The sequence below is a fragment of the Streptomyces sp. NPDC026500 genome (genome assembly GCF_055567635.1).
Map to the genome: position 1 here is coordinate 403,640 of NZ_JBVHQB010000004.1, position 13,603 is coordinate 417,242.

Sequence of the window (13,603 nt, forward strand, 5' to 3'; positions counted from 1 at the left end):
CCGCGACCCCCAAAAAGCCAGCGGTGGCGGGTGCTCGTCAGCGTTCCGTCATCTCTTCTCACGTACGGTCCGACAACTTCGGCCCCGGAGAGGACGGCGGGGCCTCATCAGGAGGCGGACTCGGCCGCCTTGTCCAACTGGAACGCCTCGTTGCCGAGGCCGATCCGGGCGTGCGCCTCGGGCTTGCGGGAGCGCAGTACCAGCCCCTGGACCAGTCCGACGACCAGCGCGACCCCGATGACGGCGGGCAGCAGCACGTTCAGGACGGAGTCCGGACCAGCGCCGACGAGCACGTCGAAGTCCTTGACCGTGTAGACCGCGATGACGAGCAGGGCGACGCCCGCGATCGCGGAGGTGACCAGCCGCCAGGACTGGGCGCGGGCCGCGCCGCGGCGCACGAAGAACACGATGACCGAGAGCGAGGCGGCCGCCATCAGGAGGGTGACGCCGAGCGCTCCGACGTTGCCGCCCCAGGTGAACAGCTGGAGCACGGGCGCGGTCGGGTCGCCGGTCGGCTTGTCGTCGGCCACGGCGAAGCCGCCGACCACGACCAGCGAGACGACCGTGTGCAGGAGCGAGCCGGTGCCGGGGGCGCCGCTGGCCCCGGAGGTGCGGCCGAACGCGGTGGGCAGCAGCCCCTCGCGGCCCATCGCGAAGGCGTACCGCGCGACGACGTTGTGGAAGCTGAGCAGTGCCGCGAACATGCCGGTCACGAACAGCACGTGCAGGACGTCCGTGAAGGTGGAGCCGAGCCGTGACTCGGTGAGGAAGAACAGCAGCCCGGCGCTCTGCTTCTGGGACGTCCCGACGATCGCCGAGGGCCCGGTGGCGACAGTGAGCGCCCAGGAGCTGATGGCGAAGAAGACGGCGACGAAACCGATCGCCAGGAACATGACGCGCGGCACGAGGATGTGCGGCCGACTGGTCTCCTCGGCGTACACCGGGGCCTGTTCGAAGCCGGTGAAGGCCGCGATGCAGAAGCAGAGCGCGGTGCCGAGCCCCGCTCCCGTGAGCGTGTCCGGGTTGAAGGCGTGCAGCGACAGGCCTTCCTTGGCGGGATCGCCGATGGCCGCGACATCGAAGACGACGACGAGCGTCACCTCGATGATCAGCAGCACGCCGAGCACCCAGGCGTTGACGTCGATCTTCAGCCAGGCCAGCGCGCCCACGACGAGCACTGCGGCCAACGCCGGTATCCACCAGGCGACTTCGGTGTCGAGGTAGGTGGCGAACAGCCCGGAGACCTCGAAGCCGAAGAGTCCGTAGATGCCGACCTGGAGCGCGCTGTAGGCGACGAGGGCGACCGCGGCCGCGCCCGCGCCCGGGGTGCCGCCGAGCCCGCGCGAGATGTACGCGTAGAAGGCGCCCGCGTTGTGGACGTGCCGGCTCATCTCGGCGTATCCGACACTGAAGAGCACGAGGACGATGCCGAGGATGACGAAGAGCAGCGGCTGCCCGACGATGCCCATCACCGCGAATGTAGCGGGCATGACACCCGCGACCACCATGAGCGGGGCGGTCGCCGCGAGGACGGAGAGCAGCAGCCCTCCCGTGCCCAGCCGGCCGGCGCGCAGGGCCCGGTCCTGACCCTTGAAGGTGCTGATGCCGGCGCCGTCGGCGTCCGGTCTTCCCGTGCTCGACGTACTCGATGTGCTCGAACTGCCCGTCGTCATCGCGGGGTCGTCCTTTCGGATGTCGGGTCTTCGGGGGCGTTCACACCGTGCCGAGCACGCTGTCGCGCGCGGCACGGAAGGCTTGGTACCCATCGCGGTCGGGGTACGACCACGGAGCCGGGGTCGCGTGCTCCCCGATGCGGTGGAACAGGGCGGCGGCCTCGCCGTCCCGGCCTTCGCAGATCTTGGCGTGGGCAAGGTAGTTGAGGTCGACGAGCCGGCGCGGATGGTCGCCGTGCTCCCACTCCAGCCACCAGTCGAAGGCGGCCTTCATCACCTGGCGGGCCCGGCGCCCGGCCCAGTGTCCGGAGGCGACCGGGTCGGCGGGCTCGCTCCCGGCGCCGGCGAGCACACGGAAGCGCTCGGCGTGCGCGACGACCGGAAGGATCGCGAGCGGCGAGTCGGCGGGCGCCTGTTCGGCCGACCAGTTGGCGAAGTCGTACACCTCATGAAGGGGGTCCTGGCCCGCGGCGGCGCGGCGCTCGGCGAGTCGGGCGACCATCAGATGGTGCGCGTGATGGTGGACGGCGTGCCGGTGACGCACCTCGTCGAAGAGCCGGACCACGTCGTCCTCGGCGCCGAGAGCGCGCTCCAGGAGGAGCAGACCGAGCCAGGGGGTGGGGTCGTCGGGAGCGAGGGCCGCCGCCCGGTGACAGGCCTCGCGGGCGCTCTCCGGGCTTTCCTTGCCGTGCAGGGCGCGCTCCACGGTGGCGCAGCCGAGGAGTACGGCGGCGTCGGGGGATTCCGGTTCGGCGAGTTGCCAGTCGCGGGCCCAGGCGAGCGTCGCGGACTCCTGCGCGAGGACGGTGACGCGGTGCCCGCGGCGGTCCCAGTCGTCGCCCGTCGCGGCGAGCAGCGCGCGGACGTCGGTCCACCGCCCCTGGTTCAACGAGGTGCGTGCGGCAACGAGTCCGGCGTCGTCGAGGGCGGCGTCGAAGGCCTGGGACGCCCGCTTGCGGCCGCGACCCAGCGGAGGTGGGGGTGGTGACACCGCTGCTCAACCTCACAGGCGCGGTTCGTCAAGGAGTGATCACGCACAGCAAACCCGGAGGCACGGGTTCAAGTCAAGCTCCGGCCAAATCACTACACGTGTCAACTGCCTTTACTTGCCCTGCAGTTGGCGTCACACCGCCCCCAACACCCTGAATGGCCGCCTTCCCCCACGACTTGAACAGCCATCTTGTCTCCACAACCTGAACGATCTTCTTGTGCACACGTGTTGAGCAGCCGCCCCGGGACGGATGGCTTGAACAGCCGCTCGACCTGACGGCCGAACGGCCGCCCGGGACCGATGCCTTGGGCGGCCGCCACAACCTCACGCACTGAACAGCCGCCCGGGACCAGCGACTTGACCGACCGCCTCGAAGGTGTTCAGTTCACCGCCTTGGCCGCCGCCCGGCCCGCCGTGCGGCCGGAGAAGAGGCAGCCGCCGAGGAAGGTGCCTTCCAGCGACCGGTATCCATGGACTCCGCCACCGCCGAATCCGGCGGCCTCACCGGCGGCGTACACCCCCTCCAGCGGGTCGCCGCCCTCCGTCAGCACGCGCGACGAGAGGTCCGTCTCCAGGCCGCCGAGGGTCTTGCGGGTCAGGATGTTGAGGCGCACCGCGATCAGCGGACCGGCCTCGGGGTCCAGGATGCGGTGCGGGGTCGCGGTGCGGATCAGCTTGTCGCCGAGGTAGTTGCGGGCCCCGCGGATGGACATGACCTGGAGGTCCTTGGTGAAGGGGTTGGCGATCTCCCGGTCGCGCGCGACGATCTCGTGGCGCAGCGCCGCCTCGTCGATGAGCGGCTTCTCGGTGAGCGCGTTCATCCCGCGCACCAGCGCGCCGAGGTCCTTCTCGACGACGAAGTCGGCGCCGTTGTCCATGAACGCCTTGACCGGACCGGGCACAGCCGCGCGGGCCCGCCCGATGACGCCCCTGATCGACTTGCCGGTCAGATCCGGGTTCTGCTCGGAACCGGAGAGCGCGAACTCCTTGCCGATGATCTTCTGGTCGAGCACGAACCAGGTGTAGTCGTACCCGGTCCGCATGATGTGTTCGAGGGTGCCGAGGGTGTCGAAGCCCGGGAAGAGCGGTACGGGCAGCCGGTTGCCGCGCGCGTCCAGCCAGAGGGAGGAGGGGCCGGGCAGGATGCGGATGCCGTGCTTCTCCCAGATGGGGTTCCAGTTCTGGATGCCCTCGGTGTAGTGCCACATGCGGTCGCGGTTGATCAGGCGGGCGCCTGCCTCCTCGGCGATCCCGAGCATGGCGCCGTCGACGTGGGCGGGGACGCCGGAGATCATCCGCTCGGGCGGGGTGCCGAGCCGCTCGGGCCAGTTGGCGCGCACGAGGTCGTGATTGCCGCCGATGCCGCCGGAGGTGACGATCACGGCCTGGGCCCTGAGCTCGAAGGCGCCGGTGACCGTACGGCTGCTGGCCCGGCCGCGCTCGATGCCGGACGGCTCCAGGATCTCCCCGGTGACGGTGTCGACGGAGCCCGCGCTGCGGGACAGACCGGTGACCCTGTGCCGGAACCTCAGCTCGACCAGGCCGCGGGCGACCCCCTCCCGTACCCGCCGCTCGAAGGGCGCGACGAGGCCGGGCCCGGTTCCCCAGGTGATGTGGAAGCGCGGCACCGAGTTGCCGTGCCCGTTGGCGTCGTAGCCGCCGCGCTCGGCCCATCCCACCACCGGGAAGAAGCGCACGCCCTGCCGGTGCAGCCAGGGCCGCTTCTCGCCGGCCGCGAAGTCGACGTAGGCCTCGGCCCACTGGCGCGGCCAGTGGTCCTCGGGCCGGTCGAAGCCCGCCGTGCCCATCCAGTCCTGCAGGGCGAGCGCGTGAGTGTCCTTGATCCGCATGCGGCGCTGTTCGGGCGAGTCGACGAAGAAGAGCCCGCCGAAGGACCAGTGGGCCTGGCCGCCGATCGACTGCTCGGGCTCCTGGTCGAGGAGGATCACCTTGCGGCCCGCGTCGACGAGCTCCGCGGTCGCCGCGAGCCCCGCAAGGCCCGCTCCGATGACGATCACATCTGCGTCGTAGGCCATGGGCCCGTCCTCTCGACATTCCGACTGGTCGGATCGGATCGGCGTCACGGGGACGACTTGATGACGTTTGTCACGATCCGATCGGCAGCGTCGCTGGTTGGTGAGACATTGGTGGTGGTCGACCGTACGGGCGACCACCACTTGTTACTGATCGGTCAGATCCTTCGGCAAGAAAGGTGACCGAGTCAACTGCCTGGTTCTCGGTACTCCCGGGGGCCGGCCCCCGGCCCATGGCACTACAGTCGGCGGGAAACGCAACACTGGCCCGCCCCGACTCCGGATGTTTCGAGGTACCCAGCGTGTCGGTACTGGTTCTCGTCCTCGCTGTGAGCGCGGCCTGCTGTCTGGGCTTCGGCTTCGTACTCCAGCAGAACGCCGCCTCGCACGCCCCGCTCAGCGACTTCCTCTCCCCCCGCCTGCTGCTCGACCTCATCCGGGTCCCGCGCTGGCTGGGCGGCATCGGGCTCATGGTGTGCGGCATGGTGCTCGGCGCGATCGCGCTCGGCAACGGCGAGGTCTCGTTGGTGGAACCGCTCCTCGCGACCAACCTGCTCTTCGCGCTCGCGCTCTCCCGCCACCAGACCAAACAGCCGCTGGGCCGGCAGGGCTGGTCCGGGCTCCTGCTGCTCGCGGGCGGTGTCTCGGCATTCATCGTGGCCGGGCAGCCGCAGGGCGGCGACGCGGTCAACGACCCGCTGCGGCACTGGCTGATCATCGGGATCGTGGTCGGACTCGCCCTGCTGCTCACCACCTATGCGAAACGGTCCCGGCTGAGCGCCGGACCCGTGCTGCTCGCCACCGCCGCCGGGCTGCTGTACGGCCTCCAGGACGCGCTCACCCGGGTCAGCGGCCAGCGGTTCAGCGCCGGCGGCTGGACCGAGCTGATCACCGGCTGGCAGCCGTACGCGGTGCTCGTCCTGGGCGTGACCGGACTGATCCTGGTCCAGAGCGCCTTCGAGACCGCACCGCTGCGGATGTCACTGCCCGCGCTCACCGCCGCCCAGCCGCTGGCCGGCATCGCCTGTGGGGTGGGCTTCCTCGGGGACCAGCTGCGCACCGACGCCGGCGCCCTCGCCTGGCAGGCCGCGGGGCTCGCGGCAGTCGTGACGGGGATCATCCTGCTGGGTATGCACCCGGCGATGCCCTCGGGCACGGCGGAACCGGAACGCTCGCGGGACCTCCAGCCGCACCGAGCGAGTCCCTGACCCCCCGGGCCCGGTACCCCCTGTTCGAGCCCCCGCACGGCCCCCGGAGGGCCTCACACGGCACGCCGACAGTTCCCCGCAACACCCGGGCGGCCCGCGCATCGCCCCCTCGGTGGCGTCACGAGCTGCTTGGATGGATCCATGAGTGCCGCTGACGAGATCCTCGACATCGTGGACGAGAACGACCAGGTCATCGGGCAGTCCCCGCGCGGGGAGGCGTACGCGCGCGGGCTGCGCCACCGGTGCGTCTTCATCGAGGCGCGGGACGCCGAGGGCCGGGTCTTCGTCCATCGACGCACCCCCACCAAACTGGTGTTCCCCTCGTTCTACGACATGTTCGTCGGCGGAGTCGTCGGCGCGGGCGAGTCCTACGACGACGCGGCGCTGCGCGAGGCCGAGGAGGAACTCGGCGTCTTTGGGCTCCCCCGGCCGACTCCCCTTTTCAAATTCCTGTACGACGACGGGGCCGGCGCGACCTGGTGGTCGGCCGTGTACGAGGTCCGCTGCGAGCTTCCGGTGAACCCGCAGGTGGAGGAGGTCGCCTGGCACGACTTCCTCTCCGATGCGGAGGTGGAGCGCCGGCTGCCCGAGTGGACGTGGGTGCCGGACGGACTCGCGGCCTACGAGCGGCTCACGGACTACCGGGCGATGGACTGAGCGTCGGGTACGGCCCGGAAGGTGACGGGCGGCACCGGCAGCGACCCGCCCCGGGCTCCCCGGTAGGGTCCTGGGCGTGATCGAACTCGTGCGCAATGTCCGGTTGTGGTTCGCGCCGCAGGAGATCCGGGACGAGGGCAAGACCCCGGACTACCGGTTCTCCCTGGCCAATGAGCGGACCTTTCTGGCCTGGCTGCGCACCGCGCTCGCACTCATCGGCGGGGGCTTCGCCGTGGACCAGTTCCTGCCGGACCTGCGCTGGGCCTGGCGGGCCGGCCTCGCCCTGGCGCTGCTGGCGGCGGGCGTGCTCTGCGCGCTGCGGGCGGTCAATCACTGGGTGCGCTGCGAGCGGGCGATGCGGCGCGGCGAGGATCTGCCGGTGTCGCGCTTCCCGGCGGTGCTCAGCATGGTCGTCGCGGTCGTCGCGATCGCGATGGTCGTCGTCGTCCTCGTCGGCTGGGCGGGATGACCACGCCCGCCCGGGAGGAACGGGACCCGGGCCTCCAGCCGGAACGCACCCGGCTGGCCTGGCGGCGTACGACCCTCTCCAGCACCGTCGTCGCCGTGCTCGCCGCGAAGGCGGCCCTGCACGACAGCGGCTCGGCCGCAGGGGTCGTGGCGTGCGCGTTCTGCTGCGTTCTCTGGCTGGCCTTCCTCGGCCTCGCCCACGTCCGCATCCGGACACTGGCGACCGCGGGTCCGGCGGGCCCGGCCGCGCTCACCCCCCGGCACGCGACGGCGACGGCCCTGTGCACGGTGGCGCTGGCCGTGTGCGCGGTGGCGTTCGTGTTCTAGCGGCGGCGGCTGTTCTCCGGTGACCGGCGTTCCGGCGGTGGCGGCGCCGTTTCCTGCGGTCACGGTGGCGTTCCCGCGGCGACGGGCGGTGTTCCCGCGGGGGACCGCGGCACTGCCCGGGTGGCGTCGGTGCTCTTCGACACCCGGCCGCCACGCGCCCCGAAATCATCCGAATCAGGATGGTTTGTGGCGATAGCCTGGGTTGTCGCTCCACCCCCGCGCAACGCGGGCGACGCGTCACGCGGGCACCCCATTCCACGTCACAGCCGAAGGTGAGCACGATGACCACCCTTCACCAGGAGCACCCCACCCACCAGCACGTCCACGGTCCGAAGTGCGGTCACACCGAGGTTCGGCACGGGGACCACGTCGACTACGCGCACGACGGGCATCTGCACCGCGAGCACGCGGGACACTGGGACGAGTGCGAGCCGAGCGGTCACGCGGCGCACGACCGGCACGCCCATCAGCACGGCGAGGGCTGCGGGCATCCCGCCGTGCCGCACGGCGACCACGTCGACTATCTGCACGACGGCCACCGGCACGCCGAGCACGACGGCCACTGGGACGACCACTGACCTCTCGGCACCGGCCCCTCGGCCCCGACGGCGTCTCCCCCGGGCTCGCCCGCCCCGAGGGAGACGCCGATCACGTTTCGCGCAGCCGCTGGACGACATACCGACTGGTCGGCATCATGGTCACGTCCCGTTCCCGTGTGCTGAGGAGCAATGATGAGCCCGGACCACCCGCCAGGTCTCGATCTCGACCGGTTGCGCGGCCTGCTCGACCGTGAGCGGCCCGGACTGGTGAACGGCCCGTTGACCGGCCGGCTGATCGAGGGCGGACGGTCGAACCTCACCTACGCGGTCTCCGACGGCACCGCCCGGTGGGTCGTACGACGGCCTCCGCTGGGCCATGTGCTGGCCACGGCGCACGACATGAAGCGCGAGCACCGGGTGATCAGCGCGCTGCACCCGACGGCCGTGCCGGTCCCGAACCCCGTGCTGCTGTGCGAGGACGACTCGGTGCTCGGCGCCCCCTTCTACGTCATGGAGTTCGTGGAGGGCACCCCGTACCGCACCGCCGACCAGCTCGCCCCGCTCGGCCCGCAGCGCACCCGCGACGCGGTGCTCGGCCTGGTGGACACCCTGGTCGAACTGCACGCGGTGGATCCCGCCGAGGTGGGTCTGGCCGACTTCGGCCGCCCCGAGGGCTTCCTGGACCGGCAACTGCGACGCTGGGGAAAGCAGTTGGACGCGTCCCGGAACCGCGAGCTCGCCGGCATCGACGAGCTGCACGCCGCCCTGGGACGCGAACTGCCCGACTCCCCCGCGCCCACCGTCGTCCACGGCGACTACCGCCTCGACAACGTGCTGATCGGGCCCGACGACCGGATCAGGGCGATCCTGGACTGGGAGATGTCCACGCTCGGCGATCCGCTCACCGACCTCGGGCTGCTCGTGATGTACAGCACGCGCCTGGACCTGCCCAAATCCCCCATCAGCACGACCGCTTCGGCCGCCGGCCACCCGGAGGCGGCCGAGATCGTCGAGCGGTACGCCGCGCGCTCGGGGCGCGACGTCTCCGCGGTCTCCTGGTACACAGCCTTCGCCTGGTTCAAGCTCGCCGTGATCCTGGAGGGCATCCACTACCGCTACACCAAGGGCCAGACGGTCGGCGCCGGCTTCGACCGCATCGGCGAACTGACCCCCGTCTTCATCGAGCACGGCCTGACTACCCTTCAGGAAGGCTGATCCGCCATGGACTTCGGATTCGACGCACGCACCGAGGAGCTGCGCCAGAAGCTGCTCGCCTTCATGGACGAGTACGTCTATCCGGCGGAGGCCGTCGCGGAGGAGCAGCGCGCCCTGCTGGCCTCGCCGTGGGACACGCCCGCCGTGGTCGGCGAGTTGAAGGCCGAGGCCCGCAGGCAGGGACTGTGGAACCTCTTCCTGCCGGACTCCTCGTACGGCGCCGGCCTGACCAATCTCCAGTACGCGCCCCTCGCCGAAATCACCGGCCGCAGCCCGCACTTGGCGCCGACCGCGCTGAACTGCGCCGCGCCCGACACCGGCAACATGGAGGTGCTCGCCCAGTTCGGCGACGAGCAGCAGAGGAAGCAGTGGCTGGAGCCGCTGCTCGCCGGTGAGATCCGCTCGGCGTTCGCGATGACGGAGCCCGAGGTCGCCTCCTCCGACGCGACGAACATCACCACGCTGATCGAGCGGGAGGGCGACGAGTACGTCGTCACCGGCCGCAAGTGGTACATCTCCGGGGCGATGAACCCCGACTGCAAGATCTTCATCGTGATGGGCAAGACGGACCCGGACGGCGCCGACATCCGCCGTCAGCAGTCGATGATCCTGGTCCCGCGCGACACACCGGGCCTCGTCGTCCGACGCGCCATGCAGGTGTACGGCTATGAGGACCACTCCCACGGCGGGCACGCGGAGGTCGTCTTCGACCACGTCAGGGTCCCGGCGAGCAACCTGATCGGCGAGGAGGGCGGTGGTTTCGCCATCGCCCAGGCGCGGCTCGGTCCGGGCCGGATCCACCACTGCATGCGGCTGATCGGCATGGCCGAGCGGGCCATCGAGCTGATGTGCAGGCGGGCGGTGTCCCGTACGGCGTTCGGCAAGCCGCTGGCCCAGCAGGGCGTCGTCCAGAACTGGATCGCCGACGCGCGGGTCGCCGTCGAGCAGCTGCGTCTGCTGGTCCTGAAGACCGCCTGGATGATGGACACGGTCGGCAACAAGGGCGCCCACACGGAGATCCAGGCCATCAAGATCGCCACTCCGCGCACGGTCGTCGACATCCTCGACAAGGCCGTCCAGCTGCACGGTGCGGGCGGTGTCAGCCAGGACTTCCCGCTGGCCGAGCTGTGGGCCGCCGCACGGACGCTGAAGCTCGCCGACGGACCCGACGAGGTCCACCAGCGCTCACTGGCGCACAGGGAGATCAAGAAGTACGTGTGACCGACAAGAAGGCCGAGGCCCCACCGTCCGGTGGGGCCTCGGCCTTCTTGTCGTGTTCGCTGCGGCCGCTACGGGCGCAGCGCGCGCAGCAGCAGGTCGGCGAGGTGGTCGGCGACCTGCTGGGGGGCGAGGGGACCGTCGGGGCGGTACCACGTCGACAGGTGGTGGACCGAGCCGAAGTGGTAGTCGACGACCAGGTCCGCGGGGGTGGCCGTGGAGAAGACGCCCTTCTTCTGGCCCTCCTCGATCAGGGCGCGGAAGCGCTCGTGGTAGCGGCGCCGCTCGGACCGCACCTGCTTGAGCTTCTCGGGGCCGAGGTGGTGCATCGACCGGAAGAAGATCGAGGCGTCGTCGAGGTTGTCGATGGTCGTGACGACCACGTCGGCCGCCGCCCCCCGCAGCCGCTCCTCCACCGGCGCGTCCGCGTCCGCGAACGCGTCCAGCCGCTCCTGCTGGAGGCGCAGCACGCGCGCGTAGACCTCGTGCAGCAGGTCGTCCTTGGAGCCGAAGTAGTGGTACAGCGCCCCTTTGGTGACGCCCGCCGCCTCGACGATCTCCTGCACCGAGGTGCGGTCGTAGCCCTGCTCGGCGAAGAGCCGGGTGGCGGCGGCGAGCAGCCGCTGCGGGACGGGCGTGCCGTCACCGTCCGTCGTCCTGGGCACTGCCGCCACCTGCCTTCCGTGCGTTCACATCGATAACCGTCGTCCGCGAAGAGTCCTGGGGACTACTGGGAGTCCTGGGACCGGGAACGCAGTTCCCGACGGAGGATCTTCCCACTCGCCGTCTTCGGCAGTTCGGGCAGGATCTCCACCCGCCGCGGATATTTGTAGGCGGCCAGTCTCTCCTTGCAGTACGCGGCCAGCGCGGCGGGGTCCTCAATAGCGCCCGGCCGCAGACTGATGTACGCCATGACGGTCTCCCCGCGGTAGCCGTCCGGGACCCCGACGACGGCCGCCTCGCGGACCGCCGGGTGGGTGTGCAGGACGTCCTCGACCTCGCGCGGCCAGACCTTGAAGCCGGACGCGTTGATCATGTCCTTCTTCCGGTCGACCACGTAGAGCCAGCCGTTCTCGTCCATGAAGCCGATGTCGCCGGTGTGCAGCTCGCCGTCCGGGAAGGTCTCGGCGGTCGCTTCGGGACGGCGCCAGTAGCCGGGGACGACCTGCGGACCGCGCACGAGGATCTCGCCCTGCTCCCCGAAGGGGACCTCCTCGCCCCGGTCGTCGACGATGCGGACGACCGATTCCGGGCCCGGTACCCCCACGGCCAGGGTCCCGGAGGCCGGGTCCACCGGCGCCTCCAGGCCCGGCGGCACGGAAGCGCAGGGCGCGGTGCACTCGGTGAGCCCGTAGCCGTTGCGGATGTACGGCCCGAAGCCGGCCCGGAACCTCTCGACGAGGGCGGGCGGCAGCGGGGCGCCGCCGGAGGAGATGTGCACGAAGGAGGAGAAGTGGTCCGGCGTGACCGCCGGGTGGGCGGCCAGCGCCATGAAGGCGGTCGAGGGGCCGACCGTGTAGAGCGGCCGGTGCTCGGCGAAGGCGTCGAGGACGACCCCGGCCTCGAAGCGGTACGCGAGGACCAGCATGCCCGCGCTGTTGAGGCAGGCGGCGAGCTGGCAGACCATCCCGGTGATGTGGAACAGCGGCGCCATCGCGAAGTACACGGGCGCCTCGGCCAGCGCGAGGCCGGTCCGCTGCCGCTCCGCGTTGTACATGATGTTGCCGTGTGTGTTGGTGGCTCCCTTGGGGGTGCCGCTGGTGCCCGAGGTGTAGCTGATCAGCGCGGTGTCGGACGGGCCGAGGACACGGTCGGCGGGCGCCTTGTGCCCCTGCCGGGCGACGGCGATGAGATCGTCGGCCGCCGCGTCCTGGGGCAGTCGCTCGAAGGCCAGCACCCGCGGGTCGTCGCGGGTCTGGAGATCCCGTTCACAGGTGGTCAGGACGACCCGTACGGGCGAGTCGGCGGCGGTCTCGCGCAGATACGTGTCCCAGGCGCGGTCGGAGCAGACGAGGGCGCTCACCTCGGCGTCGTGCAGGACGTGCCGGACCTCGCCGGACTTGTACATCGGGTTGACCGGCACGACCGTCGCGCCGGCCTTCCAGGCGCCGAGAAGGGCGAGCACGAAGTGCGGCGAGTTCTGGAGCATGATCGCCACCCGGTCGCCCCGCTCCACACCGCGGGCGGCGAGGTGCCCGGCCACGGAGTCGCTCAGGTCGTCGACCTCGCGGTAGCTCAGCCGCCCGTCGAAGTAGGCGAGCGCGGTGCGGTCCGGGGTGTGCGCGACCACGTCCCCGAGGGCGTGGACCAGGGTGTCGGCGGGGCTCACCGGGCCACGCTGCGCCTCGTTGAGCAGCGCCACCCAGGGCCGGTCGGCGTAGCGGGTCACTCGGTGGTCTCCCACTTCTGCTGGAGGTGGTTCATGTTCGTCATCCAGCGGTCGGGGTCGGCGGCCCGGGCCTGGTAGTACCCGGCGACCTCGGGGTGCGGCAGGATCAGGAAGCGGTCCTCCCCGATCCCCTTCATGAGCGCGTCGGCGACGGCCTCGGGCTCGATGGCGGTCGGCTGGAGCACCAGGTCGCCCGCGCTGCCGGTGGCGTCGAGCATGTCGGTGCGCACGCCCTGGGGACAGATCGCGTGCACCTTCAGACCGCGGTGGCGGTACGTCAGCGACAGCCACTCGGCGAAAGCGTACGCGCCGTGCTTGGTGACGCTGTACGGCGCGGCGCCGATCATGGTGAGCAGTCCGGCGGCCGAGACGGTCGAGACGAAGCGGCCGCTGCCGCGCTCGAGCCAGTCCGGCAGGAGTGCCTCGGCGGCGCGTACGTGCGCCATCACGTTGACGTCCCAGGCCAGGGCCCAGACCTTCTCGCCGGCCGCTTCGGAACCGCCCGAGGCCACCCCCGCGTTCGCGCAGTAGACGTCGACCGTGCCGCCGAGGGCGTCGCGGGCCTCGGCCACGACCAGGGAGGCGTCGCCGACGACCGCTATGCCCCCGATCTCGTCGGCCACCGCCTTCACCTTGTCCGCGTCGAGGTCGTTGACCACGACCCGCGCTCCCTCGGCGGCGAAACGGCGGGCCAGCGCGGCTCCGATGCCGCCCCCCGCTCCGGTGACGACGACTCCCGCACCCTGCATGGCTTCCACCACGGGTCTCCTTCGACGCGACGTGACACGGCTCTGCTGCAACGCCAGACTAACCAGTCGGTATGTAACAAGGGAAGGGTTCCCCTCCGCTGCGCGGGCGACCGTGTGACGAGCCACGACAGGCCGG

At 71.1% G+C, this 13,603-nt stretch carries 13 protein-coding genes; 7 read left to right on the forward strand and 6 right to left on the reverse strand.

Features of this window, described 5'->3' with window-relative positions:
- Positions 1-107: 107 nt before the first annotated feature.
- The 3 genes from ACZ4N5_RS10065 to ACZ4N5_RS10075 form a co-directional block, all read right to left on the reverse strand.
- Entirely contained in the window at positions 108-1,673 is a 1,566-nt protein-coding gene (locus ACZ4N5_RS10065; RefSeq protein ID WP_467756613.1) for an APC family permease, read from the reverse strand.
- A gap of 40 nt (positions 1,674-1,713) precedes the next feature.
- Positions 1,714-2,664, reverse strand: a complete 951-nt coding sequence (locus tag ACZ4N5_RS10070; protein ID WP_467756614.1) for a hypothetical protein — start codon at positions 2,662-2,664, stop codon at positions 1,714-1,716.
- Between the two features lie 380 nt (positions 2,665-3,044).
- Entirely contained in the window at positions 3,045-4,700 is a 1,656-nt protein-coding gene (locus ACZ4N5_RS10075) for an FAD-binding dehydrogenase (protein ID WP_467756615.1), read from the reverse strand.
- 299 nt (positions 4,701-4,999) lie between these two features.
- On the opposite strand from ACZ4N5_RS10075, the gene ACZ4N5_RS10080 reads away from it, so the two are divergent.
- The 7 genes from ACZ4N5_RS10080 (at position 5,000) to ACZ4N5_RS10110 (ending at position 10,332) form a co-directional block, all read left to right on the forward strand.
- On the forward strand, positions 5,000-5,905 hold the full coding sequence (locus ACZ4N5_RS10080; RefSeq protein WP_467756616.1) for a DMT family transporter: 906 nt from the start codon (positions 5,000-5,002) through the stop codon (positions 5,903-5,905).
- A 141-nt stretch (positions 5,906-6,046) separates the two neighbouring features.
- On the forward strand, positions 6,047-6,562 hold the full coding sequence (locus tag ACZ4N5_RS10085) for an NUDIX hydrolase (protein ID WP_467756617.1): 516 nt from the start codon (positions 6,047-6,049) through the stop codon (positions 6,560-6,562).
- 76 nt (positions 6,563-6,638) lie between these two features.
- Entirely contained in the window at positions 6,639-7,031 is a 393-nt protein-coding gene (locus ACZ4N5_RS10090) for a YidH family protein (RefSeq protein ID WP_467756618.1), read from the forward strand.
- The gene (locus ACZ4N5_RS10095; RefSeq protein ID WP_467756619.1) at positions 7,028-7,357 is read left to right on the forward strand and encodes a DUF202 domain-containing protein; all 330 of its coding nucleotides are present in this window, start codon (positions 7,028-7,030) and stop codon (positions 7,355-7,357) included. The genes ACZ4N5_RS10090 and ACZ4N5_RS10095 overlap by 4 nt, the downstream gene beginning before the upstream one ends.
- A gap of 281 nt (positions 7,358-7,638) precedes the next feature.
- Entirely contained in the window at positions 7,639-7,935 is a 297-nt protein-coding gene (locus tag ACZ4N5_RS10100; protein WP_467756620.1) for a hypothetical protein, read from the forward strand.
- A 153-nt stretch (positions 7,936-8,088) separates the two neighbouring features.
- On the forward strand, positions 8,089-9,111 hold the full coding sequence (locus ACZ4N5_RS10105) for a phosphotransferase family protein (RefSeq protein WP_467756621.1): 1,023 nt from the start codon (positions 8,089-8,091) through the stop codon (positions 9,109-9,111).
- 6 nt (positions 9,112-9,117) lie between these two features.
- On the forward strand, positions 9,118-10,332 hold the full coding sequence (locus ACZ4N5_RS10110; protein ID WP_467756622.1) for an acyl-CoA dehydrogenase family protein: 1,215 nt from the start codon (positions 9,118-9,120) through the stop codon (positions 10,330-10,332).
- Between the two features lie 68 nt (positions 10,333-10,400).
- Here the strand turns inward: ACZ4N5_RS10110 and ACZ4N5_RS10115 are convergent, their stop codons facing one another.
- The 3 genes from ACZ4N5_RS10115 to ACZ4N5_RS10125 form a co-directional block, all read right to left on the reverse strand.
- Positions 10,401-10,994, reverse strand: coding sequence for a TetR/AcrR family transcriptional regulator (locus tag ACZ4N5_RS10115; RefSeq protein ID WP_261709683.1), 594 nt, complete (start codon positions 10,992-10,994; stop codon positions 10,401-10,403).
- A 62-nt stretch (positions 10,995-11,056) separates the two neighbouring features.
- Positions 11,057-12,718, reverse strand: a complete 1,662-nt coding sequence (locus ACZ4N5_RS10120; RefSeq protein WP_467756623.1) for a class I adenylate-forming enzyme family protein — start codon at positions 12,716-12,718, stop codon at positions 11,057-11,059.
- On the reverse strand, positions 12,715-13,479 hold the full coding sequence (locus tag ACZ4N5_RS10125; protein ID WP_467756624.1) for an SDR family oxidoreductase: 765 nt from the start codon (positions 13,477-13,479) through the stop codon (positions 12,715-12,717). Before ACZ4N5_RS10125 ends, ACZ4N5_RS10120 begins: the two co-directional genes overlap by 4 nt.
- Between the last annotated feature and the right edge of the window lie 124 nt (positions 13,480-13,603).